Genomic DNA, 22,352 nt, shown 5'->3' on the forward strand with positions numbered 1-22,352 from the left:
GCGATGCCGGGCGAGCGTCTGTCACTCGGCAGACAGTACCGGTGGGACGAGCCGCTTCGCGGCACGTGCACGAAACTTCGTAGCAGGGGTCGAGTTTCCGCTCACCTGGGTCATTCCGCAGGCTCCACTCCCGCTCACCTGGGTCATTCCGCAGGCTCCACTCCCGCTCACCTGGGTCATTCCGCAGGCTCCACTCCCGCGCACCTGCGCGTCAGCGCTCCACGTCAGCGCTCCACCGCCCAGGGCATCAGTCGACCAAGCGCTCCCCGGTCACCGTGGAGAACAGGTGGGTGCGCTCGGCGGCGTAGGAGAGCGTGATCTTCGATCCGCGTTCCGGTGGGATGCGGCCGTCGGCGCGAACGACGATGGGCTGACGCGTGCCGTTGATATCGGCCTGGCCGTAGACGTAGGCGTCGGCTCCGAGTTCTTCGACGACGTCGATGGTCACTTCGAGGCCTGCCCCGGTGGTGATCTGCAGGTCCTCGGGCCGCACGCCGAGTGTCACGGAACTCTCCCCGATTCCGGCGATGGCGGAGCGGGGAACCGGAACCACTTCGCCGCCGAAGCGGACGCCGCCGTCGACGAGGGGAAGCTCGAGCAGATTCATTGCAGGCGATCCGATGAAGCCGGCGACGAACACGTTGTTCGGGTGTTCGTACATGCGCCTCGGGGAGTCGCACTGCTGCAGCACACCGTCTTTGAGGACGGCCACGCGATCACCCATCGTCATGGCCTCGACCTGATCGTGAGTGACGTAGACGGTTGTCGTGGCGAGCCTGCGTTGCAGTGCAGAGATCTGCGCGCGGGTCTGTACTCGAAGCTTGGCGTCGAGATTGGACAGCGGCTCGTCCATGAGGAACACCTGTGGCTTGCGAACGATGGCGCGGCCCATGGCCACTCGCTGACGCTGGCCGCCGGAGAGCGCTTTGGGTTTGCGGTCGAGAAACTTGGTGAGGTCGAGGATCTTGGCAGCGTCCTCGACGCGGCGCTTGATCTCGGCCTTGTCCTCGCCGGCGATGCGAAGTCCGAATCCCATGTTCTCGCCGACCGTCATGTGTGGGTACAGGGCGTAGTTCTGGAAGACCATCGCGATGTCGCGATCCTTGGGCTGATGGTCGGTGACGTCCTTGCCGCCGATGGTAATGGCTCCCCTGTCGACTTCTTCGAGACCGGCGAGCATGCGCAGCGACGTCGATTTTCCGCAGCCGGACGGGCCGACGAGGACGAGGAATTCACCGTCCTGGATGTCGAGATCGAGCTGGTCGACGGCGGCCTTGTCGCCGCCGGGAAAGAGTTTGGTGACGCCCTGAAATGCAACGGTGGCCATGATGGTGGTCCCTTCACCGGCAGGAACGTGCCGGACGATCCGAGTGAGGTTCATATATGTGAATGGATGCCAGAATGCTGACTTCGTTTAGAAGTATGTATTACTGTGATGCCCATTACAAGGTTTCCATCGAAGGAGTTCGAGAAGAATGACCGACACCGTTTCACGAGTGCTCATCACCGGGGCCGCAGGCAACATGGGTGCGATGCTCAGGCCTCTGCTGGCGGCACCCGGCCGCACGCTGCGCCTGTTCGATATCGCCGAGATCACCGACATCGATTCGGCCACCGAGGAATTCGTACAGGGTTCGGTCACCGATCGCGCTGCCGTGGCCGCCGCGGTGGACGGTGTCGATGCAATCCTGCACCTCGGGGGGTTGAGCACCGAGGACTCGTGGGCCAACATTCTGTCGGTGAACGTCGACGGCACCCAGGCGGTCTTCGAAGCCGCAGTGGCGCAGGGGGTTTCTCGGATAGTGGTGGCGTCGAGCAATCACGCAGTCGGATTCTGGACGCACGACGAGGCAGGCGACTCGCCACTTCCGGGCGACGCCGCTCCGCGACCCGACGGCTTCTACGGGTGGAGCAAGGCCGCGGTCGAAGCCCTGGGCAGGATGTACCACGACCGCTTCGGCATCGACGTCATCAACCTGCGTATCGGTTCGAGCTTCGCCGCGCCGCCCAACTACCGAGGCCTGGCCACCTGGATGTCCCCCGCAGACACTGCGCGACTGATCGAGGCGTCACTGTCGGACAGCGCCAAAGGTTTTCACACCGTGTGGGGCATCTCGAAGAACTCGCGCGCGTGGTGGTCCGGCAACGAGGGCGCGGAGATCGGGTACCTACCTCGCGACGACGCGGAACAGTTCGCCGAGCAGTTCCTGGCCGAACACGAGTGGACGTTCAGCGATCCGATCCTGCAACGAGTCGGCGGCGCATTCTGCGATCACCCGCTCGGCCAGCGGATGCGCTGACGCACCCCCTGCTCCACTCGACGTCCTCGGGCGGGGGATTCCGCGCCGCGGACGGTCGAGTGGAGCGCCTGTTGCAGTCCGCCTTACGAATACGTTGTGACGATCGACCCCAGCGCATCGAGCTGGAGGCGGTTGACGAGACCGAGGTGGTAGAGGTGCAGCTCGTTCGCCCCGGCGTCGACGGTCGCGGCCACATGCGCGGCCACCTCGTCGAGCTTCTTCGGCGGCAGTACCGAAACATACGCACCCACATCCACCCCGTCGCCGACGGCCGCGCGGGTTGCCTTCACCACCGACACCGTCTCGGCCGTTCCCGGCCAGGCCGACACGAGCACCGCATCGACATCGGCTGGCGCGGAGGCGGTCAACGCAGGCGAGGGTCCGGTCTTCCACGGATCCGGGTGACCGTGCAGCGTCACGCGTGCCGACGGAGCCTGTTCACTCACTGCGGCAAGCACTTCCGCACGAAGGTGATCGGCGTCGGCGTGTCGGACCGCCACCACCGCGTCGATCTCGTCGGCGTCCAACACGTCCGTGATCGCAGCATCCGTAGGCAAAGTTCCGGCCGACAGGGCATCGATGCCGTTGCGCAGCTTCTGCGTCACCTTGGCCGAATCGACGCCTCGCGAGGCCCACGCGTCGAGCTCGCGCTGCGTGCAGCTGATCGACATCAGCGTGTCGCCGATGCCCGGGAACGCGCCGTCCGTCTTCTCGTGTGGTCCGACATGAGCGAAGCCCAGCTGCCCGCAGGCCTCGACGGACACCCCGTGTACCTCGACGCCGCGGATCGCTTCGGCCGCGAGCGTGGCGCTGTACCGCACGATATCGGGATGCCCTGGTGCGAGGGCATACCGATAGGCATCTCCGAAACAGTTGACGACGGTCGCGTCGGGATGGGCGTGGCCGAGAATTGTGCTGTGCGTCAGCACGATCCACGCGTTCACCAGGAATCCGGCCTCCCGCAGCACACTCGCTGCCTCGCCGAACGCGTCCTCGGCACCGCCCCAGGCGGCCGTCCGCGCAGTGATCGTGCGCCCGGCCCAAGCGTCGGGACGAACCGGTCGATACAGCGCTGCGTGGTGGGCGTCGACCACTTTGTGCTGCGGATGCAGCGGGGTTGCCGCCCTGGTGGAGTGGTATGTCGCGGCGAGCGAGATCTCACGCACCCCGAGTCTGTTGGCGCGTTCGACGAAATGCGGGTCGCCCAGGACGTCCCAAGGGTAGGCGTGCGCGACGATGCGGTCGACGGTCATGAAGATCATCCTTCGATGGCTGATTTGTTCTATAGAGAGAACTGAGTTCACACATGGGAACACAATTCGAGCCCAACTGTCCACGATTCACGCGACGAGCAGAGATCCGGCGAGCCCTGGGGGCATTCGACGATCCTCGGCGTCCGCACGTGACCCGTGGTCGGACCTGGACACGCGATGGCATCTCCGGCGTGGAGCTGAACTGGGACAACACGTCCGCATGGCTGCTGACGCCCCCGGACGCAGAGACTCCACTGCCCGCGATCCTGCTCATGCACGGTCACGACGGGATGAAGTTCTACGGCAAGGAGAAGGTGGCCGACGGCCCCGACGGCATGGCACCCGACCTCGAGGAGTTGCGCAGGCGCGGATACGGCGGCAGCGCGCCCGCCGCCCGTCTGGTTGCAGCGGGTTTCGCTGTCCTGGTCCACGACGTGTTCCCGTGGGGCAGTCGCCGGGTGCCGTGGGAGGACCTCCCCGAGCGGGCTCGACGTGCAGGCGCCCAGCTGGAAGGGCTGCCGAGATACGAGGCGGCCGCCCGCGAGCACGAGCACGGACTCGCAAAAGTGGCAGCGCTGCAGGGCAGTTCATTGGCCGGGAAGGTGCTGAGCGAGGACCTGATCGCGCTGCAGGCACTGGCGGAGTGCCCCGAGGTGGACGCACACCGCATCGCCACTGCCGGCTTCTCCGGTGGCGGAGTGCGCGTCGCACATCTACTGGCGTGCAGCGATCGCCTACGGGCAGGGGTGATCACGGCATCGATGAGCACGTTCGCCGATATCGCGAACGGTCACGCGGACGACACCACCTGGTTGATGATCACCCCGGGCCTGCCTACGGTGTGCGACTGGCCGGAGATCGCCGGGGCAGCAGCCCCGACCCCATTGTTGGTCCAATTCGCTGAGCTGGATTCCCATTTCGGCCTCCCCGGCATGCGCGACGCCGAGGCGGCGCTCCGCCGCGACTACAGAGAATCGGAAACACTGTTCACACAATGGTTTTCGGAACCGCATCGATTCACGACGACCATGCAGGACGCGGCGGCCGGCTGGTTGAGCCTGCACGTGTGACCGGGAATGCTTGACAGCGCTTGTGACTGCCGTCATAGTTGGTCCAGAAATTCACATAGAAGACATTCGTTCAGATATGTGAACAACCAAGACTTGCACGGCCCGGCTCGCTCAGGGTCGGAAGACATCCCGCCAGATCCGCTCGCCGGCTTTCCATCCGGCCCCGAACGCTTCGGAGCGTCCCCATGGTCACCACCACACCACCCCGGTCGGGAGGTACCCGCGCGCCCAGCGCTGCCGTCCCTCCCGTTCGACCGAAACGCAAGCGCCGCATCTCGGCCCCGTACATCCTGATCGCGCCCGTCGTCATCCTGCTGGCAGTGTTCATCTTCTACCCGGTCGGCAGCGTCTTCTACTACAGCCTGCAGTTCTACAACCCGACGACGCCGTGGGACAACGGCTTTGCGGGCCTGGAGAACTTCAAGCTGATGTTCGCCGACGACCTGTTCTGGAACAGCCTCGTCGTCACCGCCAAGTGGGTGGGCGTACAGGTCGTGTTCCAGCTGATCCTCGGCCTCGGACTGGCCCTGCTGGTCAACGAGGTATTCCGCGGACGCGGCCTGGCCCGTGCCCTGGTGTTCTCTCCCTGGGCCGTCTCCGGCGTGCTCACCACCGGCATCTGGCTGCTCATCTACAACCCGTCGACCGGATTGTTCAAACTGCTGGGCAACATGGGCATCGGCGACGGTACCGCCGCGCCGATCGCCGATCCGGACACCGCGTTCTGGGCCACCAGCGTTGCCGAGCTCTGGCGCGGGGTTCCGTTCTTCGCCATTCTCATTCTCGCCGAACTGCAGAGTGCGCCCAAGGATCTGTACGAGGCTGCGAACGTCGACGGCGCGAACCGCTGGCAACGCTTCCGGTTCGTGACGCTGCCACACCTCAAAGCCGTGATCATTCTGTCCACCCTGCTGCGCGGGGTCTGGGAGTTCAACAACGTCGATCTCCTCTACACCCTCACCGCAGGCGGACCGGCCGACGTCACGACCACCTTGCCGCTCTACGTCTCTCAGCTCGCAACCACCGCGCAGGACTTCGGATACGGCTCGGCTCTGACCACCGTCGCGTTCGTCATCCTGCTCTTCTGCTCGATCCTCTACTTGCGCCTCAGCAAATTCAACAGCGATAAGGCCTGACGCACATGACAACTACCGCAGACCGTCCCGTCGTGACCAGTCCGCCGGCGGACCATTCCGAGAAGGTGCGCGTGCACCGCACCAAGCCCCGCGTGTTCAGCGTGGGCCTCCCGTTGGCCGTCTACCTGCTGTTCACGCTCGTCCCGTTCTACTGGATGATCGTCTTCGCGTTCCGGCCTGCCGGGTCCAATTCGATGCTCCCCTGGCCCATCACGCTCGACCATTTCGATACCGTCTGGAACACCCTCGGCTTCAGCTTCTTCTTCAAGAACAGCCTCATCGTCGCCGGTCTGTCGCTGGTACTCACCACCTTCGTCGCACTGGCGACCGGCTATGCGTTGGCACGCTTCAAGTTCCGCGCCAAGATCCCCCTGGTGATGGCCCTGCTGTGCAGCCAGTTCGTCCCCGGTGCGATGCTGCTCATCCCACTGTTCCAGGTGTTCCGCGAGATGGGACTGGTGAACAACCTGTTCGGACTCATCGTCGCCGATACCGTCTTCCAACTACCGTTGGCGGCAATGCTGATGGCAGGGTTCATCTCTCAGATCCCGGTGGAACTGGAGGAGGCAGCCATGGTCGACGGCTGCTCACGCCTGAAGGCCTTCCGTATCATCATGTTGCCGCTGCTGCGGCCCGGCCTGATCGCCGTCGGCTCCTTCGCGTTCATCGGCAGCTGGAACAACTTCCTGTTCGGCCTGATGTTCATCAGTAGCCAGGACAAGTTCACCCTCCCAGTCGGATTGAGCTACACGATCGGCTCGTACAACGTCGACTTCGGTGTGCTCGCAGCGGGCGGTCTGATCGCCGCGGTACCGGTGGTCGCTGTGTTCGCCGTCATCCAGAAGTATCTCGTCCAGGGCCTCAGCGCCGGCGCGGTCAAGGGCTGATCATGACGTACGGAAAGAGAATCGACATGAATCGACGCACCCTGCTGCGCACCACCCTCGTCGGTGCGGTAGCCACGCTCGTGCTGGCATCCTGCAGTTCCGAAACCTCCCTGCCCGACGGTGCCCTCGGAGATCCGAACAGCGGCACCCTCACCTTCTGGGACAACAATGCCGGGCCGGATCGAACCCCGTTGTACGAGGAGCTGATTCGACGTTTCGAGGAGATCAATCCCGGCATCGACATTCAGTACGTCGGTCTACCATCCGACAGTGCGCAGCAGAAATATCAGACGGCTCTCGCGGGTGGGTCCGCACCCGACCTGGGCATCGTCTCCACCGCATATCTCGCGCCCCTCGTCGCGCAGAACGCCGTGATCCCGCTCGACGACTTCATGGCATCCTCTCCTCAGAAGGACCAATACGATCCCAAGATCATCGAATCGGCCATGGAGTCCGGCGGCGGCGAGAACCTGTACGGTCTGCCGTTCACCAGTAACAACGCCACCCTGTGGTATCGAGCGGACTGGTTCGACGAGGCCGGAATCGAGCCACCCGATACCTGGGACGAGTTCTACGACGCCGCAGACGAACTGACCGACAAGTCCGCCGGAAGATACGGGTTCACCATCCGAGGCGGTGCCGGCTCGATCTATCCACTGTTGCAACACATGTTCGCCGTCACCGGCATCGACAACTTCTTCGACGGCAGCGAATCCACCGTCAACCGGCCCGAGATGGTTCGAGCCATCGAACGTTTCGCGGCCCTCTACGACGTCGACACACCTACCGCCGATGTCAACAACGGTTTTCCACAGATGGTCGCCAGCTTCGGTGGTGGTTCGGTGGCGATGATGCAGCACAACCTCGGATCACTGAGCAATCACCGCAAGGCGCTCGGCGACAAGGTCGGTGCCGTCGCCCTGCCTCTCGCGGACAACGGCGTCCGCACCGTGATGACCGACCCGTTCCCGTCGTACACGGTGTTCAAGAGCAGCCAGCACCAGGCAGCGGCCTGGAAGTTCCTCGAGTTCATGACCTCTCCGGAGTCGCAGGCCTACTGGAACGAGAACGTGGGGCAGATCCCGGTCAACGCCGACGCCCGCTCCGCGCCCGCCTTCGGGGCGATGCCGTCCGTGCAAGCCGCCCAGGCCGCCCTCGACGATCCGGAGACCGTGTTGGTCACCCCGCCCGACTATCTGCCCGATTTCGGCAAGATCGTGCAGGTCCAGATGCTGGGTCAGTGGCAGAAGGTCCTCATCGGACAGCTCAGCGCCCAGGATTTCGCCGACGACTTCGCCGAGAAGCTCAACCGCTCCAAGGCCAAATACGATGCCCGACAGGGTAAATAGGGGACTCATCACCATGTCCAGCGTCATCACCGAGGTTGCCGTCCAGGTCTTCAAGACCGAGGCTCGCACCGCCGTCGATTCCTACGGGCATCGACACCCCGGTCCGTCGATACCCACCACTCAGGCACTGCTGCGCATCACAGATTCCGACGGCGTCAGCGGTTACGTCCTGGGCAAGACCAACTATCTGCGTGAAGATCAAGTGGAGCAACACTTTCGACCGGTCCTCATCGGCACCGATCCGCTGCACCGCGAGGAAATGGACCGCAAATTCGCAATTCGGCAACGGACGCGAGCCGTCGAACTTCCCGAACACACCTGCAGCTACCTCGATCAGGCACTGTGGGACCTGGCGGGCAACCGATTCGATACCCCCGTGTGGAAGCTGCTGGGCGGAGCGCGCAGCGAGGTCAAGGCCTACGCGAGCACCATGTGCGGCGATACCATCGAGGGTGGCCTGTCCAGTCCACAGGAGTATGCGAATTTCGCAGTGGCGCTGAAGAATCAGGGCTACCAGGGAATCAAACTGCACACCTGGATGCCGCCGCTCGAAGGGGCACCGAGCCTCACGCGGGACATCGAGGCCTGCGCGGCGGTGAGAGATGCCGTCGGACCAGGGTTCTCGTTGATGCTCGACGGCTATCACTGGTACTCACGTACCGACGCCCTCAAGCTCGGCCGGGAACTCGACGCACTGAAGTTCGACTGGTTCGAGGAGCCCATGGACGAATTCTCGATGCGCTCGTACAAGTGGTTGGCGGATCAGATCGATACTCCCGTCATCGGCCCGGAGACCACTCCCGGTCGGCATCGTTCGCGAGCGGACTGGATTGCCGACGATGCCTGCGACATCCTGCGCGTCGGTGCGATGAACGGCGGCGGCATCACCCCGGCACTGAAGACCGTGCACATGGCCGACGGCTTCGGGCTCGAGTGCGAGATCCACGGCAACGGTGCCCCCAATCTCGCACTGGTAGGCGGCGCTCCGAACATCCAGTGGTACGAACGTGGCCTGCTGCATCCACTGGTCGACTACGACTGGGTGCCGCCGCATCTGAAGTCCATCGTCGATCCGATAGACGCGAACGGGATGGTGCAGATGCCATTGCGACCAGGCCTGGGTGAGGACATCGACCTGGAGTACATCTCGAACAATTTGATTGCCGAGTACTAGTGTCCGTCGACGACATCCGTGTCCGCGTATGAAGCATCGTTCATCATGAGGGACACTGTCTCCATGGTGAACGATGTCGCGGCTGCTGCAGTGTCCGAGAGCCAGCCGGTGAAATCCGCGGAACGCACGATCCACATCCTCGAGACGCTGGCCGCATCCCCCACGCGCATGAGCCTCGGCGAACTGCAGGAGGCGTGCGGGTATCCCCGATCGAGTCTGCACGCCTTGCTGAGGACGCTCAAGGACCTGCGCTGGATCGAGGCCGACGAGTCCGGCTCGCGGTACGGCATCGGCACCCATGCCTTGCTCACCGGCACGTCCTACCTCGACAAGGATTCCGTCGTCGGTCGAGCGGCGGCAGTACTGGAAACGCTGCGCTCGGACGTCCGGCACACCGTCCACTTCGCCCGACGCGACGAGGACTGCGTCATCTACCTCGCCAGCCGCGGTTCCAAGCTCGAGGTGCGGCGCATGCACCGCGTCGGACGCAAGCTGCCGTGCCACGTCACTGCCCTCGGCCAGGCATTGCTCGCCGAACTCACGACCGACGAGGTGACACAGCTGCTGCCGAAGAAACTCGAGCGGTACACCGAGAACACCATCGTCGATCGTGATGCCCTCATCGCCGAACTCGGCCAGGTTCGCCGTCGCGGTTGGTCGTTGGAACAGGAGCAGGGCACCGCCGGCGTGGTCTGCATAGCGACCGTCGTGCCCTATCGGATCCCGGCCACCGATGCGCTCAGCGTCTCGATGCCCGCGGAAGTCGCCTCGTACCCGGGCGAACTCGAACGAATCGCCGGGGTGCTCACCGACCACGCCGCCGCCTGGGCCCGGGAGCTTCGGGCCGAGGGAGTGCGGTAGAGCCGCTTCGCGGCATGTGAGCGAAACTTCGTAGCAGGGGTCGAGTTTCCGCTCACCTGCGCGTCAGCGCTCCACGCGTCAGCATTCCACGTCAGCGCACCACAGCCTTCGCGACGGTCCAGGCACGACCCTGCTCGCTCAACGTGAAGCCCAATCCCGGGCGAGCGGACAGATGCATACGTCCGTCTCGGGTCTCGAGGTGCTCGTCGAACAATGGGTCCAACCAGTCGAAGTGCTCCACCCACGTCTGCAGGGGATACACCGCCGCGAGGTGCAGGTGGATCTCCATGGCGAAATGCGGGGCGAGCTGCAGATTGTGGTGCTCGGCCAACGTCGCCAATTTCAGGAACTGCGTGATTCCGCCGATGCGCGGAGCGTCGGGCTGCAGGATGTCCACCGAACCGGCCTCGATGAGGCGGACGTGCTCGCCGACACTGGCCAGCATCTCCCCCGTCGCGATGGAGGTGTCGAGGCTACGAGCGAGCTGCGCATGCCCCTCTGCGTCATAGGCGTCGAGGGGCTCCTCGATCCACACGAGATCGAACTGTTCGAGAATGCGGCCCATACGCTGCGCCGTGGGCCGATCCCATTGCTGATTGGCGTCGACCATCAGCGGAACGTCGTCGCCGAGAAACTCGCGCACCGCGGTGACGCGGGCGATGTCGGTGCGCCAATCCGGCTGACCCACCTTCAGTTTGATGCCACCGATTCCGTTTGCGAGGGAGATGGCGGCATTCTCCATGACCTCTTCGATCGGAGTGTGCAGAAATCCGCCGGAGGTGTTGTACGTCTGCACCGAGTCACGCGCCGAGCCGATCAGCTTGGCCAGTGGCAACCCGGCACGCTTGGCCTTGAGATCCCACAGCGCGATGTCGATCGCCGCAATCGCCTGCGTCGCAACACCACTGCGGCCCACCGAGGCTCCTGCCCACACCAGCTTGGTCCAGATCTTGCCGATGTCGTTCGGGTCCTCGCCGATGAGTACCGGAGCGATTTCCTGGGCATGCGCAAATTGGGCCGGCCCGCCCGCACGCTTGGAGTACCCGAATCCGATTCCCTCATGGCCCTGTTCGGTGCGAATTTCGGCGAACAGGAACACCACCTCGGTCATCGCCTTCTGCCGACCGGTGAGCACCTTGGCATCGCTGATCGGATTCTTCAGCGGCAACACGATCGAGGACAGTGTCACCTCGACGATGCGGTCGATGGTCGCCGCACCGGGAGCAAGCGCCGTGATCGCAGCATCCGGGGCAGAGAGTCCGCTGGTCGGTGTGTCAGTGCCGATGGTCATCTGTGACTCCTCAAAATCGTCGATTGTGTTGCTTAACAGCCTATTTCGACGAACAATGCACGTCCAACACCATTTATCGGCCGATCGATGCCGACAGTGCATCGATGTTGGATGCAATATCGGCAACCCTGCCCACGAACGTGTGATGCGTGACGCCGGACGAGTGTGGGGTCATCAGCACGTTGTCGAGATCGCGAAACGGCAACACACTCGGCTCTCCCACCCCGTCCGGCCCGGGGTAGCGGTACCAGACGTCGATCGCGGCTGCGGCAATCTCGTTGCGAGACAGGGCGTCGAACAGTGGCTGCTCCTGTACCAATGGCCCACGACCGACGTTGACGAGTACCCCGTCGCTGCCGAGCCTGCTGAGTTCCTCGGCACCGATCATGCCGCGCGTTCGCTCGTTCAGGGGTGCGGAGACCACCAGGACGTCGGCGAAATCGACCAGTGATCCCAGATCATCTGTCCCCGAGACCCATTCGAGCCCCTCGTCCGGAGCCCGCCCGCTTCCGGTGACCGCAGCGCCCACTGCGCCGTATGCCCGAAACAGCTGCCACGTTCGCCTGCCGATGTGCCCGAAGCCGACGAATCCGATGCGGGCACCACTCAGCGACAACGGTTGCGCGATGGTCGGGTCGTAGACGGCGGTGGCGAACACTCCGGAGCGGAGTGCGCGGTCCTGCTCCAGAAACTTGCGGCGCAGCATCACGGTCGCAGCCACGACGTATTCCGCGATCGACTGCTCGTGATGAAAGGTGTTGCACACCTGCACATCGGGGCCCAGTCCGGAGCGATCGACGTTGTCCGTTCCGGCACCCGCGACGTGGACCATACGCAATTTCGGCGCTGCGGCACCCATGGCCGCACTGAACTTGCCACCGACGTAGACGTCTGCGTCGGCGAGTTCGGCGATGACCCGAGTCTCGTCGAACGGCACGCACCAGATCACCTCGACGTCGGCGGGCAGGCCCGCCTCGAACTGCTCCCGATGGGGCAGCACGTTTCGATCGCCGACGACGATCTTCACCAGCGGACCAGAACTCATCGAACCAGGGCCGGCCGCTTGCTGTCGAACGTCCAACCCTCGATGAGATACTGCATGCCGATGGCGTCGTCGCGCGAACCGAGACCTTCCTTCTGGTACAACTCGTGCGCCGCATCGATCTGCTCGAAGTCGAGTTCGACACCCAGGCCTGGCTTGTCGGGCACGGTGAGGTAGCCGTCCTCGATCGTGAACGGCTCCTTGGTCACTCGCTGTCCGTCCTGCCAGATCCAGTGCGTATCGATGGCAGTGATCGTCCCTGGAGCGGCCGCGGCGACGTGGGTGAACATGGCCAGTGAAACGTCGAAGTGGTTGTTGGAGTGCGAACCCCACGTCAGACCCCACGCATCGCACAGCTGCGCTACGCGGACGGAACCAGCCATCGTCCAGAAGTGCGGGTCGGCGAGTGGGATGTCCACCGCACCGGATCGGATGGTGTGGCCCATCTCGCGCCAGTCGGTGGCGACCATGTTCGTGGCGGTCTGCAATCCGGTGGCGCGCTTGAATTCGGTCATCACTTCGCGGCCCGAGAATCCACCCTCCGGTCCGACGGGGTCCTCGGCATAGGCCAGCACGTCACGCAGGCCACGGCAGGTGTCGATCGCGTCCTTCAGAAGCCAGCCACCGTTGGGATCCAACGTGATTCGAGCCTCGGGGAATCGCTCGGCCAGCGCGCGCACCGCAGCAGCCTCCTCGGCCGCGGGCAGCGCACCACCTTTGAGCTTGAAGTCCTGGAACCCGTACCGCGCCTGGGCTGCCTCGGCGAGGCGCACGATCGACTCGGGATCCATCGCTTCCTCGTGCCTGATGCGCATCCAGTCGTCGGCTCCGGCGGCCTCGTCGGCTGCGCTGCGGTACGCGAGATCGGTCTTGTTCCGATCGGCCACGAAGAACAGATAGCCCAGAGCTTGGACCTTGTCACGCTGCTGACCTTCTCCCAACAGCGCTGCGACGCTGACCCCGAGGTGTTGACCCAACAGATCGAGCAACGCCGATTCCACCGCGGTCACCGCATGGATCGCGACCCGCAGATCGAAGGTCTGCGCTCCGCGTCCCCCGGCATCACGATCGGCGAACGCGCGACGCATCTCGGCCAGCACAGCGTTGTAGCGGCCGATACCCTTACCCTCGACGAGCGAACGAGCGTCCTCGAGAGTCTGCCGAATCGCCTCTCCGCCCGGCACTTCGCCGACGCCGGTGCGCCCGTCCGAGTCGGTGAGCACCACCAGATTGCGGGTGAAGTACGGGGCGTGGGCTCCGCTGAGGTTGAGCAGCATGTCGTCGTGGCCCGCAATCGGAATCACGCGCATCTCGGTGACGACGGGGGTGCTGTTCTGGGAGTTCATGATCGGACCCTCTCGGCCGGTGGTATCGGATGCTATTTGGTCAGGGTGACGGGTTCGACGCTGCCCTCGGTATCGGCCACCACTCCGCGCGGCTTCTTGATCAGTAGGACCGACAGCGCAGCCAGTGCGGATGCACCGGCCAGCGCATACAGTCCCCAGGTCACCGAACCGGTGGCCTCCTGGATCAATCCGAATCCGAACGGTGCGACGAAGCCGCCGAGGTTGCCCACCGAGTTGATGACGGCGATGGCGGCGGCAAGCACCATCGGATGCAGAGTGGACTGCGGGAAGGACCAGAACAGCGGGCTCGCGCTCTTGAATCCCATGGCAGCGATGCACAGGAAGATCAGCGCGATCCACGGCGTCGCGACGGCGGCCAACAGTGTGCCGACTGCAGCGGTGAGCAGAGCGATGATCAACAGTGGTCGACGGTTTCCGGTGCGGTCGCCGATCTTGGACATGTAGTACATGGCGAACACGGCGCAGATCCATGGCAGCGACGAGAGCAAGCCGACGGTGATGTCGTTGGTTCCGTCGATCCGTCGGACGATGGACGGGAGCCAGAATGTGTTGGCGTAGATCGAGAGCTGGATTGCGAAGTAGATCCAGATGAACAGCAGCAGCTTGGGATCGAGCAACATCTTCCAGCGCGACCTGCCGTCGCCCATGCCGGAGGTACGTGCCTTCTCTGCTTCCTCGACGGCGATAGCAGCGTTCAGATCGTGCTTCTCCTCGTCGGTCAGCCACTTCGCATCCTTGACGTGCGAGTCGATGAGGAAGTAGGCGATGATGCCGACGACAACGGACAGCAGGCCCTCGATGCCGAACAGGTACTGCCAGCCTCGGGCCCCGAAGAGTCCGTCGAGAGAAAGCAGCGGACCCGACAGTGGGCCGGAGATCGCCGCGGCCACCGACGACCCTGCGACGAACAACGCGGTGGCACGGCCGCGGTGGCTGTTGGGCAACCACTTGGCGAAGTAGAAGATGATGGCCGGGAAGAATCCGGCCTCGGCCGCTCCGAGCAGGAACCGCAGGATGTAGAACATCTCGGGACCGTTGACGAAGGCCATGGCGAACGAGATGGTGCCCCAACTGACCATGATGCGGGTCAGCCAGATCTTGGCACCGAACTTCTCCATCATCACGTTGCTCGGAAGCTCGAAGAGCGCGTACGCGATGAAGAACACGCCGGCACCGAATCCGTATGCCGCAGCTCCGATACCGACGTCGGCTTCGAGGTATTCGCGGGCGTAGCCGATGTTCGATCGGTTCAGCTGATTGCAGATCAGCATGATGATGAACAAGGGCACGACTCGCCGGAATATCTTCGCGACGGCAGAATCGACTGCCGGCGTCGGCGGGAGAGTGATCGACATCGATCGCTCCGTTCTGTGGCTCGAGCGGTTTCCCGCTACCGATGCGCGAGTGTGACCGGCACAGGCATGGATCGACCCAGTGATTGGGCTCACATGAAACAGTAGGACTCCGGATCGATGCATGTCCAAGACCATCTACGCATCGACCGATGCAGTAGAGGTATCGGCAACTGCAGTCGGTGCTCATCGCGCCTGGCAGCAAGATCGATACCGAGACTGAATCAAATACGACTTTTTTAGACTTGGACATGTATCGATCAGCCTTCTAGCGTGGTGACCTATGAGCCAGGTCACGCCCTGGCGTCAGCGCACGCACCGCACCACAGCCTTAGGAGTCACCCCATGACAGCGTCGACGACACAGTCCACCCACCTCACCGGCCGGATGATCATCGCCGGCGTCCCGGTCTTCGGTGGCGGCACGCAGATTCACGGAATCGACCCCAGCACCGGCGCGAACCTCGAACCCGCCTACGGTCACGGCGACAATACCGACGTCGAGAAGGCTTGTGTCGCAGCGGCCGAAGCATTCGCCGATTACCGTGCCACCTCCTCGGAGACCCGTGCACAGTTTCTCGACACCATCGCCGACAACATCGCAGCTCTCGGCGACACGCTGATCGAGCGCACCGTCGCCGAGTCCGGACTTCCGTTGGCCCGCATCACCGGCGAGGTCGGTCGCACCACCGGGCAGCTCCGCTTGTTCGCTTCGGTTCTGCGCGAGGGTAGTTGGAACGGTGCCCGCATCGATCCGGCCCAGCCCGATCGCACGCCACTCCCCCGCGCCGACATCCGCCAGCGGCAGATTCCGCTGGGCCCGGTTGCAGTGTTCGGAGCCAGCAACTTCCCACTCGCTTTTTCCGTCGCCGGCGGCGACACCGCTTCCGCTCTCGCGGCCGGATGCCCCGTTGTGGTCAAGGCCCACGATGCTCATCCGGGAACGTCCGAACTGGTCGGTCGCGCAATCGCCGACGCCGTCGCTTCCACCGGAATGCCCTCGGGCACATTCTCTCTGCTCTTCGGCTCCGGCCGTGGACTCGGCACCGCTCTGGTGACCGACCCTCGCATCAAGGCCGTCGGCTTCACCGGATCACGTTCGGGTGGAACTGCTCTCGTCGCCGCCGCAGCCGGTCGGCGTGAGCCGATCCCGGTGTACGCCGAGATGAGTTCCATCAACCCGGTGTTCGTCATGGACGGCGCACTCGCCGCCCGTGGCACCGAACTCGGCCGCGCCTTCGTCGCATCGCTGACGATGGGCTCGGGTCAGTTCTGCACCAACCCCGGTCTCGTCATCGCCGTGGACGGGCCCGGACTGCAGTCCTTCACCGAGGCAGCAAGGGCCGCGGTACAGGAGTCGACCCCCAGCACGATGCTGACCCCGAACATCGCGTCGAGTTATGCGGACGGGGTTGCTAAGCTCTCCAACTCGGTCACCGAGATCGCCCGGGGTACCGAAACGGACGCCCCGAACGCCTGCCGCGCAGCGCTGTTCGAGACCGATGCCGATACGTTCCTGACCTCCGAGGCAGCACAGGCCGAGGTGTTCGGCGCATCGAGTCTCATCGTTCGATGCACCGATGCGCAGCAGGTTCGCGACGTCGCCGCGCTGCTCGAAGGTCAGCTCACCGCCACGATCCACGCCGACGAGTCCGATCACACCGAGGCAGGCAAGCTCCTCTCGGTTCTCGAGCTCAAGGCCGGCCGCATTCTGTTCGACGGATGGCCGACGGGCGTCGAGGTGGGCCACGCAATGGTCCACGGCGGCCCTTTCCCCGCCACCTCCAACTCCCGCACCACCTCGGTCGGATCTCTCGCCATCGAGCGCTTCCTACGTCCCGTTTCTTACCAGGACGTTCCGACATCATTGCTGCCCACTGCAATTGCCGATGGCAACCCGGACGGCATCTTCCGCCGCATCGACGGCCAGCTCACCCAAGACTGACTCACCCCACCTAGTTCTCGAGGAGACCACCATGCTCGACGGAGTCCTGTTCTTCCCCGTCACCCCGTTCACCGCCTCCGGTGAGGTCGATTACGACCTGCTGGCTGCTCACATCGCGAAGGGTGTCGACGCCGGACCCGGTGGAGTATTCATCGCCTGCGGCACCGGTGAATTCCATGCCCTCGAAGGCGAGGAGTTCGGCAAGATCGTGCGCACGGCAGTCGACGTCGTCGCAGGCCGTGTGCCGGTGTACGCCGGCGCAGGCGGATCCGTCGCCCAGGCAAAGGCGTTCGCGGCGAGCGCGAAGAGCAACGGAGCCGATGGCATCCTGCTGTTGCCGCCGTACCTGGTGACGATGCCGCAGGCCGGTCTCGTCAACTACACCAAGGCCGTTGCCGCCGCGTCGGATCTGCCGTTGATCGTCTACAACCGCGGCAATGCCCGCTTCACCGAGGACTCGGCCGTCGAGGTTGCACAGCTGCCAACCGTCGTCGGATTCAAGGACGGCACAGGCGATCTCGATCAGGTCGGCCGCATCGTCCGCGCGGTGCTGGATGCACTCGAGCCGTCGGGCAAGCCCTTCCAGTTCTTCAACGGCCTGCCCACCGCCGAGGTCTCCCAGCAGGCGTACCGAGCGATCGGTGTCACGCTGTACTCCTCTGCGACATTCGCCTTCGCACCCGAACTGGCGCTGGCGTTCTACCAGTCACTCGACAGTGGTAACGAAAAGCTCACTGCCGCACTACTTCGCGAGTTCTTCCACCCGCTGGTGCGCTTGCGCGACAAGGTGCCCGGTTACGCCGTCTCCCTCATCAAGGCCGGCGTGACGATGGAGGGCATCGAGGCAGGGCCCGTTCGCCCGCCTCTGGTGGACATCAGCGCACCGCACCTCGAGGAACTCACCGCAATCGTTGCCGCCGGCCGGGCCGTGCTGGCAGACGAGCTCGCGGTGCACTGATGCAGGATCCGGTCCTGATCACCGGCGCTCGAATCACTCCGATCGCCTTTGTCGACCCTCCTTTGCTCAACACCGTCGGTGTGCATCAGCCCTACGCACTGCGCGCGATCATTCAGCTGGACACCGAGGCCGGCATCGTCGGCCTCGGTGAGACCTACGCCGACACCGCTCATCTCGCCCGACTCGATGCGGCAGCTCAGGCCATCACCGGCTTGGACGTGTTCGCACTCAACGAGATTCGAGATGCCATCGACTCCGTGCTCGGAACGCTGTCGATCACCGGCGGCGACGGTGTCGCCGGAATGATCACCACGGCCAGTACCACCGACCGCGTATTCTCGCCGTTCGAGATCGCTTGCCTGGACGTGCAGGGCAAGGTGCTCGGTCGGCCGGTGACCGATCTGCTCGGCGGCAAAGTGCGGGACTCGGTTCCTTTCAGTGCGTACCTGTTCTACAAGTGGGCAGCGCATCCCGGTGCACAGCCGGACGAGTGGGGCGAGGCAATCGACCCGGCCGGTCTGGTAAGACAGGCCCGAAAGATGATCGACGAGTACGGCTTCGAGGCCATCAAGGTCAAGGGCGGTGTCTTTCCGCCCGATGAGGAGATCGCTGGAATCAAGGCGCTCCGTGAGGCGTTCCCGGACCTGCCGTTGCGACTCGACCCCAACGCCGCGTGGACTGTCGACACGTCCATCCGAGTCGCCGCCGAGCTCGACGGCATCGTGCAATACCTCGAAGACCCGACCCCCGGACTCGACGGGATGGCCGAGGTCGCGCGCGAGGCGAAGATGCCTCTGGCGACCAACATGTGTGTCGTCGCGTTCGATCATCTGAAGCCTGCCGTGGTGAAGGACTCGGTGCAGGTGGTGTTGTCGGATCATCACTACTGGGGTGGCCTGCAGCGCTCGAGGTTGCTCGCAGGAATCTGTGAGACGTTCGAGCTGGGACTGTCGATGCACTCGAACAGCCACCTCGGCATCAGCCTGGCCGCAATGGTTCACCTCGCCGCCGCAACACCGAACCTGACCTACGCCTGCGATACGCACTGGCCGTGGAAGCACGAGGACGTCGTCGTTCCAGGAGTGTTGAACTTCGTCGACGGCGCGGTGGCAGTTCCCACCGGGCCCGGCCTCGGCGTCGAGATCGACGAGGACGCGCTCGAGGCGCTGCATCAGCAGTACCTCGACTGCGGCATTCGCGACCGCGACGACACCGGATACATGCAGAGCATCGATTCGAGCTTCGAGAACACCTGCCCGCGGTGGTGATCCGGCGCTACACCTTCAACGGGGCGACAATGTTGGCGAGCATGGTCGCGATGGTGGCCACCACTATGCGACGCTCTGCGACATAATCGCTCTGGTACCAGGTCATGGCGGTGTGGCTGATGCCGCCGATGGCGGCGGTCGCGAGCAGGTCGACATCCATATCGGGGCCCGACGGTACGTCGCCGGCGAAGGTGCGGAGGTAACCGAGCAGCAGCGTCCCGAATTGCTGCATCACCGTCAGGTAGGTCTGCTCCACGCGAGGGCTGACCCCGAGCACCTCCATCCACACCACCCGGGCGAGGCGCGGGTCCTCGACCACCCGAAAGAACGGTTCGAGCAACTGCTGCGCGACAGCACTGAGCCCACCCTCCGGATCCACCTCCGCGATGGCCTCGGACACCGAGTCGGTCAGGTGTGCAATACATTCCGCGTACACCGCGAGCAGGAGATCCTCGGTCTTGTCGAAGTACTGGTAGAAGTGCCGATCGGCGATCTTGGCCTCGCGGCACAGTCCGCGCACGGTCGCGGCTCGATACCCGATACTGCCGAACACCCGCAGTCCCGCATCCAACAGCTGCCGCCGCCTGCGGTCGTCGCGGTCGGCCGCGCTCTCACCGCCGTAGGCGCGGCCGGCTGCTTCGGACACTGCGCTCATGACCGTCGGGCATCCAGTTCGGCAGTGAGCCGGATCAATTCGGCATCCCGCTCCATCGTGGCGTCCATGATCGGATTGACGATGCCGCGCAATATCGAGATCGGAATCCAACGACCGGGCACGGCGATCCGCGGAGCTCGCCGTCCGATACCTCGCACAGCCACGCGGGCGAGCTTGTCGGGGGTGATCGGGCGGAGCAACGGCGTGGGGAAGGCGCGGGCGGTCATGGCCGTCGCGACGTCGTCGCCGCCGAACGCGACCTCGGCGATCGGCGTCGCGACCCATCCCGGATACAGCACTCCCGCCGTCGCTTTCGTGCCGGCCAGCTCCGTACGCAGAGCACGGCCGAGCTGTTCGACCGCCGCCTTCGAAGCCGCATAGGGCGCATTCGCCAGGCCGTTGAGGTACGCGTAGGTAGAGGAGGTGAGTAGCACGTAGCCCCCGGACTCGACGATGTGCGGAAGGGCGGCACGCACCGTGTTCCACACGCCGATCAGGTTGACGCCGATGACCCGCTCGAACACGCCGTCCTCGATCGATCGAACGGTCGATGCCTGTGCACCGCTGGAGATTCCGGCGTTGGCCATCACGACATCGAGCTTGCCGAACGTGTCGATCGCGACGGCGACGGCCGCATCGAGCTGCTCCCGCACGGTGACGTCGGCATAGGCGATCGCCACGCGTTGGTTGCCCAGCTTCGCCGCCACGGCCTCGAGGTCGGTCGACGCCATGTCGACGAGAACGATCGAGGCGCCGCGTCGATGCAGTGCGGTCGCCACGGCGGAACCGATACCGCCTGCCGCGCCGGTGATCAGCGCTACCTGGCCGGTGTGCTTGCTCATGCCGAAACCTCGTCCCGTGTGTTGGTCACCGTCGGTGCCATGTGAATGTGGTGCTCTTGCGGGCGGAAACGCTTGGCCCACCGGCGGAACGTGAAGCTGAACCCCGGGAACATGGCGACTACGTGTCCGGATTTCGATTGGTACCAGCTGTGGCAGCCGCCGTCCTTCCAGACGGTGCCTTCCATCTCGCGGTGAATCGTGTCGGTGTACTCCTGCTCGGCGGCGGCAGTGACCTCGATGGCCGTTGCACCCGCCTGCTCTACGGCGTCGACGGCCCGCACGATGTACTCCATCTGTGCCTCGATGAGGAAGATCGCGGAGGTGTGCCCGATTCCGGTGTTCGGTCCGGTGACGACGAACAGGTTGGGGAAGCCAGGAATCGTGGTGCCGAGGTAGGCGCGCGGGTACGGATCCCAGACGTCGGACAGGGCCCGGCCGTCCCGTCCGATCACCGGGTACGAGATGACGCCGTCGGTGGCGTCGTATCCCGTGGACCACACCAGCAGATCGACGTCGACGTGTTCGCCGGTGGTGGTGACGATTCCGGTTTCGGTGATCTCCGCGATGCCGTCGTTCTTGTCGTGCAGGGTGACGTTCGCCTGCCCCAGCGCGGGATAGAGCGTGTTGGACAGCAGAACCCGCTTGCACCCGATGACGTAGTCCGGGGTGACCTTCGCTCGAAGCTCGGGATCCGGAACCTGAGACTCGATGTGCTTCAACGCAGTTCGCTGGGCGACGGCCTTCAACATCGTCCGTGAGTACTTGAAGCCGAGGATACGAGTTTCGAGACTCCAGTAGATCCCGGCGCGGACCAGCCTGCGGATCGGTTCCAACTTCAGCAGCCTGCGCTGCAGCGGCGTGAATTCACGATCGTGACGTGGCATCACCCAGTGCGGGGTGCGCTGGAAGACGTGCAGCTGCGCCACGTCGGGTTGGATCGCGGGAATCACCTGCGCGGCACTGGCACCGCTGCCGACGATCGCCACTCGCTTGCCTGCATGGTCGTAGTCGGTGTGCCAGTCGTTGGTGTGGAACTGGGTGCCCTGGAACTTCTCTCGGCCGGGAAACGGCGGTATGACGGGCGTACTGAGTGGTCCCGACGCGTTGACGACGAACTTCGCCGCGTAGTCGCCCCGCGAGGTGGTGATGGTCCAGTGGTCTCCCGCCCATTCGATCTTCTGGACGTCGGTGTCGACATGCGTCCGCGCCGGCAGACCGTTGGATTCGAGCACATGGTCGGTGTACCGCTCGAGCTCCTCGCGTTCGGCGAACATGCGCGTCCACTCGAACGGTTCGGACGCGATCGAGTACAGCGGACTCTGCACGTCGACGGCTGCGCCCGGGTAGCGATTCTGCTTCCACGTGCCACCCATGAAGGATCGTCTCTCCAGAACGACGAGGTCGTCGATGCCTCGATCGAGCAATGCCTTCGCTGCGCACTGGCCACCGAAGCCGCTGCCGATGATCACCACGGTGTGAATATGCATGCTGACGAACCCCTCCCGCACGAGACGCAATCCGATGATGCGTGTCATCACTTTAAAGTGATGACACGTCATTCCACAATGGTTTCGCCTGCACCGCGGTCACATCGCGCAGCTCG

General features: G+C 64.3%; 19 protein-coding genes. 10 read left to right on the forward strand and 9 right to left on the reverse strand.

The window, feature by feature from the left end; translation table 11 throughout:
* Positions 1–247: 247 nt before the first annotated feature.
* On the reverse strand, positions 248–1,327 hold the full coding sequence (locus CH286_RS06475; RefSeq protein WP_032378355.1) for an ABC transporter ATP-binding protein: 1,080 nt from the start codon (positions 1,325–1,327) through the stop codon (positions 248–250).
* A gap of 148 nt (positions 1,328–1,475) precedes the next feature.
* On the opposite strand from CH286_RS06475, the gene CH286_RS06480 reads away from it, so the two are divergent.
* Entirely contained in the window at positions 1,476–2,300 is an 825-nt protein-coding gene (locus tag CH286_RS06480; RefSeq protein WP_032405236.1) for an NAD-dependent epimerase/dehydratase family protein, read from the forward strand.
* Between the two features lie 83 nt (positions 2,301–2,383).
* Here the strand turns inward: CH286_RS06480 and CH286_RS06485 are convergent, their stop codons facing one another.
* The gene (locus tag CH286_RS06485) at positions 2,384–3,553 is read right to left on the reverse strand and encodes a hypothetical protein (RefSeq protein WP_255182586.1); all 1,170 of its coding nucleotides are present in this window, start codon (positions 3,551–3,553) and stop codon (positions 2,384–2,386) included.
* A gap of 53 nt (positions 3,554–3,606) precedes the next feature.
* Between CH286_RS06485 and CH286_RS06490 the strand changes: the two genes are divergently transcribed.
* The 6 genes from CH286_RS06490 (at position 3,607) to CH286_RS06515 (ending at position 10,030) form a co-directional block, all read left to right on the forward strand.
* Positions 3,607–4,623, forward strand: a complete 1,017-nt coding sequence (locus tag CH286_RS06490; RefSeq protein WP_094608704.1) for a dienelactone hydrolase family protein — start codon at positions 3,607–3,609, stop codon at positions 4,621–4,623.
* A gap of 185 nt (positions 4,624–4,808) precedes the next feature.
* Positions 4,809–5,759 (forward strand): carbohydrate ABC transporter permease, encoded by a 951-nt coding sequence (locus CH286_RS06495; protein ID WP_032377519.1) that lies wholly within the window; start codon positions 4,809–4,811, stop codon positions 5,757–5,759.
* Positions 5,760–5,764: 5 nt separating this feature from the next.
* Positions 5,765–6,646, forward strand: coding sequence for a carbohydrate ABC transporter permease (locus CH286_RS06500; RefSeq protein ID WP_032405233.1), 882 nt, complete (start codon positions 5,765–5,767; stop codon positions 6,644–6,646).
* A 26-nt stretch (positions 6,647–6,672) separates the two neighbouring features.
* Positions 6,673–7,995, forward strand: coding sequence for an ABC transporter substrate-binding protein (locus tag CH286_RS06505; protein WP_255182587.1), 1,323 nt, complete (start codon positions 6,673–6,675; stop codon positions 7,993–7,995).
* A gap of 13 nt (positions 7,996–8,008) precedes the next feature.
* The gene (locus CH286_RS06510; protein ID WP_032405232.1) at positions 8,009–9,169 is read left to right on the forward strand and encodes an enolase C-terminal domain-like protein; all 1,161 of its coding nucleotides are present in this window, start codon (positions 8,009–8,011) and stop codon (positions 9,167–9,169) included.
* Between the two features lie 45 nt (positions 9,170–9,214).
* Positions 9,215–10,030, forward strand: a complete 816-nt coding sequence (locus CH286_RS06515; protein WP_230592631.1) for an IclR family transcriptional regulator — start codon at positions 9,215–9,217, stop codon at positions 10,028–10,030.
* A gap of 91 nt (positions 10,031–10,121) precedes the next feature.
* Here the strand turns inward: CH286_RS06515 and CH286_RS06520 are convergent, their stop codons facing one another.
* The 4 genes from CH286_RS06520 to CH286_RS06535 form a co-directional block, all read right to left on the reverse strand.
* Positions 10,122–11,321, reverse strand: coding sequence for an L-talarate/galactarate dehydratase (locus CH286_RS06520; RefSeq protein WP_032405230.1), 1,200 nt, complete (start codon positions 11,319–11,321; stop codon positions 10,122–10,124).
* A 73-nt stretch (positions 11,322–11,394) separates the two neighbouring features.
* A complete protein-coding gene (locus CH286_RS06525; RefSeq protein ID WP_176458166.1) occupies positions 11,395–12,348 on the reverse strand; it encodes a 2-hydroxyacid dehydrogenase in 954 nt (317 codons plus the stop codon).
* A 14-nt stretch (positions 12,349–12,362) separates the two neighbouring features.
* Positions 12,363–13,709, reverse strand: a complete 1,347-nt coding sequence (locus CH286_RS06530; RefSeq protein ID WP_037147372.1) for an enolase C-terminal domain-like protein — start codon at positions 13,707–13,709, stop codon at positions 12,363–12,365.
* 32 nt (positions 13,710–13,741) lie between these two features.
* Positions 13,742–15,085, reverse strand: a complete 1,344-nt coding sequence (locus CH286_RS06535; protein ID WP_032405227.1) for an MFS transporter — start codon at positions 15,083–15,085, stop codon at positions 13,742–13,744.
* Between the two features lie 342 nt (positions 15,086–15,427).
* On the opposite strand from CH286_RS06535, the gene CH286_RS06540 reads away from it, so the two are divergent.
* The 3 genes from CH286_RS06540 to CH286_RS06550 are packed head-to-tail and all read left to right on the forward strand — an operon-like array spanning position 15,428 to position 19,252.
* A complete protein-coding gene (locus CH286_RS06540) occupies positions 15,428–17,026 on the forward strand; it encodes an aldehyde dehydrogenase (NADP(+)) (protein ID WP_094608706.1) in 1,599 nt (532 codons plus the stop codon).
* Between the two features lie 31 nt (positions 17,027–17,057).
* Positions 17,058–17,984: a 5-dehydro-4-deoxyglucarate dehydratase gene (locus tag CH286_RS06545; RefSeq protein WP_032377511.1), complete on the forward strand. Its 927-nt coding sequence runs from the start codon at positions 17,058–17,060 to the stop codon at positions 17,982–17,984.
* Positions 17,984–19,252 (forward strand): glucarate dehydratase family protein, encoded by a 1,269-nt coding sequence (locus tag CH286_RS06550; protein ID WP_094608707.1) that lies wholly within the window; start codon positions 17,984–17,986, stop codon positions 19,250–19,252. The genes CH286_RS06545 and CH286_RS06550 overlap by 1 nt, the downstream gene beginning before the upstream one ends.
* A 7-nt stretch (positions 19,253–19,259) precedes the next feature.
* Here the strand turns inward: CH286_RS06550 and CH286_RS06555 are convergent, their stop codons facing one another.
* Genes CH286_RS06555 through CH286_RS06565 form a run of 3 tightly spaced genes read right to left on the reverse strand, consistent with a single transcriptional unit; the run spans position 19,260 to position 22,284 of the window.
* Positions 19,260–19,907, reverse strand: a complete 648-nt coding sequence (locus tag CH286_RS06555) for a TetR/AcrR family transcriptional regulator (protein ID WP_094608708.1) — start codon at positions 19,905–19,907, stop codon at positions 19,260–19,262.
* Positions 19,904–20,749 carry an SDR family NAD(P)-dependent oxidoreductase gene (locus tag CH286_RS06560; protein ID WP_094608709.1) on the reverse strand — a complete coding sequence of 282 codons (846 nt, stop codon included), beginning with the start codon at positions 20,747–20,749 and terminating at the stop codon, positions 19,904–19,906. The genes CH286_RS06555 and CH286_RS06560 overlap by 4 nt, the downstream gene beginning before the upstream one ends.
* A complete protein-coding gene (locus CH286_RS06565) occupies positions 20,746–22,284 on the reverse strand; it encodes a flavin-containing monooxygenase (protein WP_255182588.1) in 1,539 nt (512 codons plus the stop codon). Before CH286_RS06565 ends, CH286_RS06560 begins: the two co-directional genes overlap by 4 nt.
* Positions 22,285–22,352 lie beyond the last annotated feature (68 nt).

It is taken from the genome of Rhodococcus sp. WWJCD1 (assembly GCF_002258735.1).
GTDB lineage: Bacteria > Actinomycetota > Actinomycetes > Mycobacteriales > Mycobacteriaceae > Rhodococcoides.

Excerpts from the sequence above, each read along its gene's own strand:
- CH286_RS06475 (WP_032378355.1), bottom strand. The coding sequence starts at position 1,327 with ATGGCCACCGTTGCATTTCAGGGCGTCACCAAACTCTTTCCCGGCGGC.
- CH286_RS06495 (WP_032377519.1), top strand. The coding sequence starts at position 4,809 with ATGGTCACCACCACACCACCCCGGTCGGGAGGTACCCGCGCGCCCAGC.
- CH286_RS06480 (WP_032405236.1), top strand. The coding sequence starts at position 1,476 with ATGACCGACACCGTTTCACGAGTGCTCATCACCGGGGCCGCAGGCAAC.
- CH286_RS06515 (WP_230592631.1), top strand. The coding sequence starts at position 9,215 with ATGAGGGACACTGTCTCCATGGTGAACGATGTCGCGGCTGCTGCAGTG.
- CH286_RS06500 (WP_032405233.1), top strand. The coding sequence starts at position 5,765 with ATGACAACTACCGCAGACCGTCCCGTCGTGACCAGTCCGCCGGCGGAC.
- CH286_RS06510 (WP_032405232.1), top strand. The coding sequence starts at position 8,009 with ATGTCCAGCGTCATCACCGAGGTTGCCGTCCAGGTCTTCAAGACCGAG.
- CH286_RS06490 (WP_094608704.1), top strand. The coding sequence starts at position 3,607 with ATGGGAACACAATTCGAGCCCAACTGTCCACGATTCACGCGACGAGCA.
- CH286_RS06540 (WP_094608706.1), top strand. The coding sequence starts at position 15,428 with ATGACAGCGTCGACGACACAGTCCACCCACCTCACCGGCCGGATGATC.
- CH286_RS06530 (WP_037147372.1), bottom strand. The coding sequence starts at position 13,709 with ATGAACTCCCAGAACAGCACCCCCGTCGTCACCGAGATGCGCGTGATT.
- CH286_RS06555 (WP_094608708.1), bottom strand. The coding sequence starts at position 19,907 with ATGAGCGCAGTGTCCGAAGCAGCCGGCCGCGCCTACGGCGGTGAGAGC.
- CH286_RS06545 (WP_032377511.1), top strand. The coding sequence starts at position 17,058 with ATGCTCGACGGAGTCCTGTTCTTCCCCGTCACCCCGTTCACCGCCTCC.
- CH286_RS06560 (WP_094608709.1), bottom strand. The coding sequence starts at position 20,749 with ATGAGCAAGCACACCGGCCAGGTAGCGCTGATCACCGGCGCGGCAGGC.
- CH286_RS06550 (WP_094608707.1), top strand. The coding sequence starts at position 17,984 with ATGCAGGATCCGGTCCTGATCACCGGCGCTCGAATCACTCCGATCGCC.
- CH286_RS06535 (WP_032405227.1), bottom strand. The coding sequence starts at position 15,085 with ATGTCGATCACTCTCCCGCCGACGCCGGCAGTCGATTCTGCCGTCGCG.
- CH286_RS06485 (WP_255182586.1), bottom strand. The coding sequence starts at position 3,553 with ATGACCGTCGACCGCATCGTCGCGCACGCCTACCCTTGGGACGTCCTG.
- CH286_RS06520 (WP_032405230.1), bottom strand. The coding sequence starts at position 11,321 with ATGACCATCGGCACTGACACACCGACCAGCGGACTCTCTGCCCCGGAT.
- CH286_RS06505 (WP_255182587.1), top strand. The coding sequence starts at position 6,673 with ATGAATCGACGCACCCTGCTGCGCACCACCCTCGTCGGTGCGGTAGCC.
- CH286_RS06565 (WP_255182588.1), bottom strand. The coding sequence starts at position 22,284 with ATGACACGCATCATCGGATTGCGTCTCGTGCGGGAGGGGTTCGTCAGC.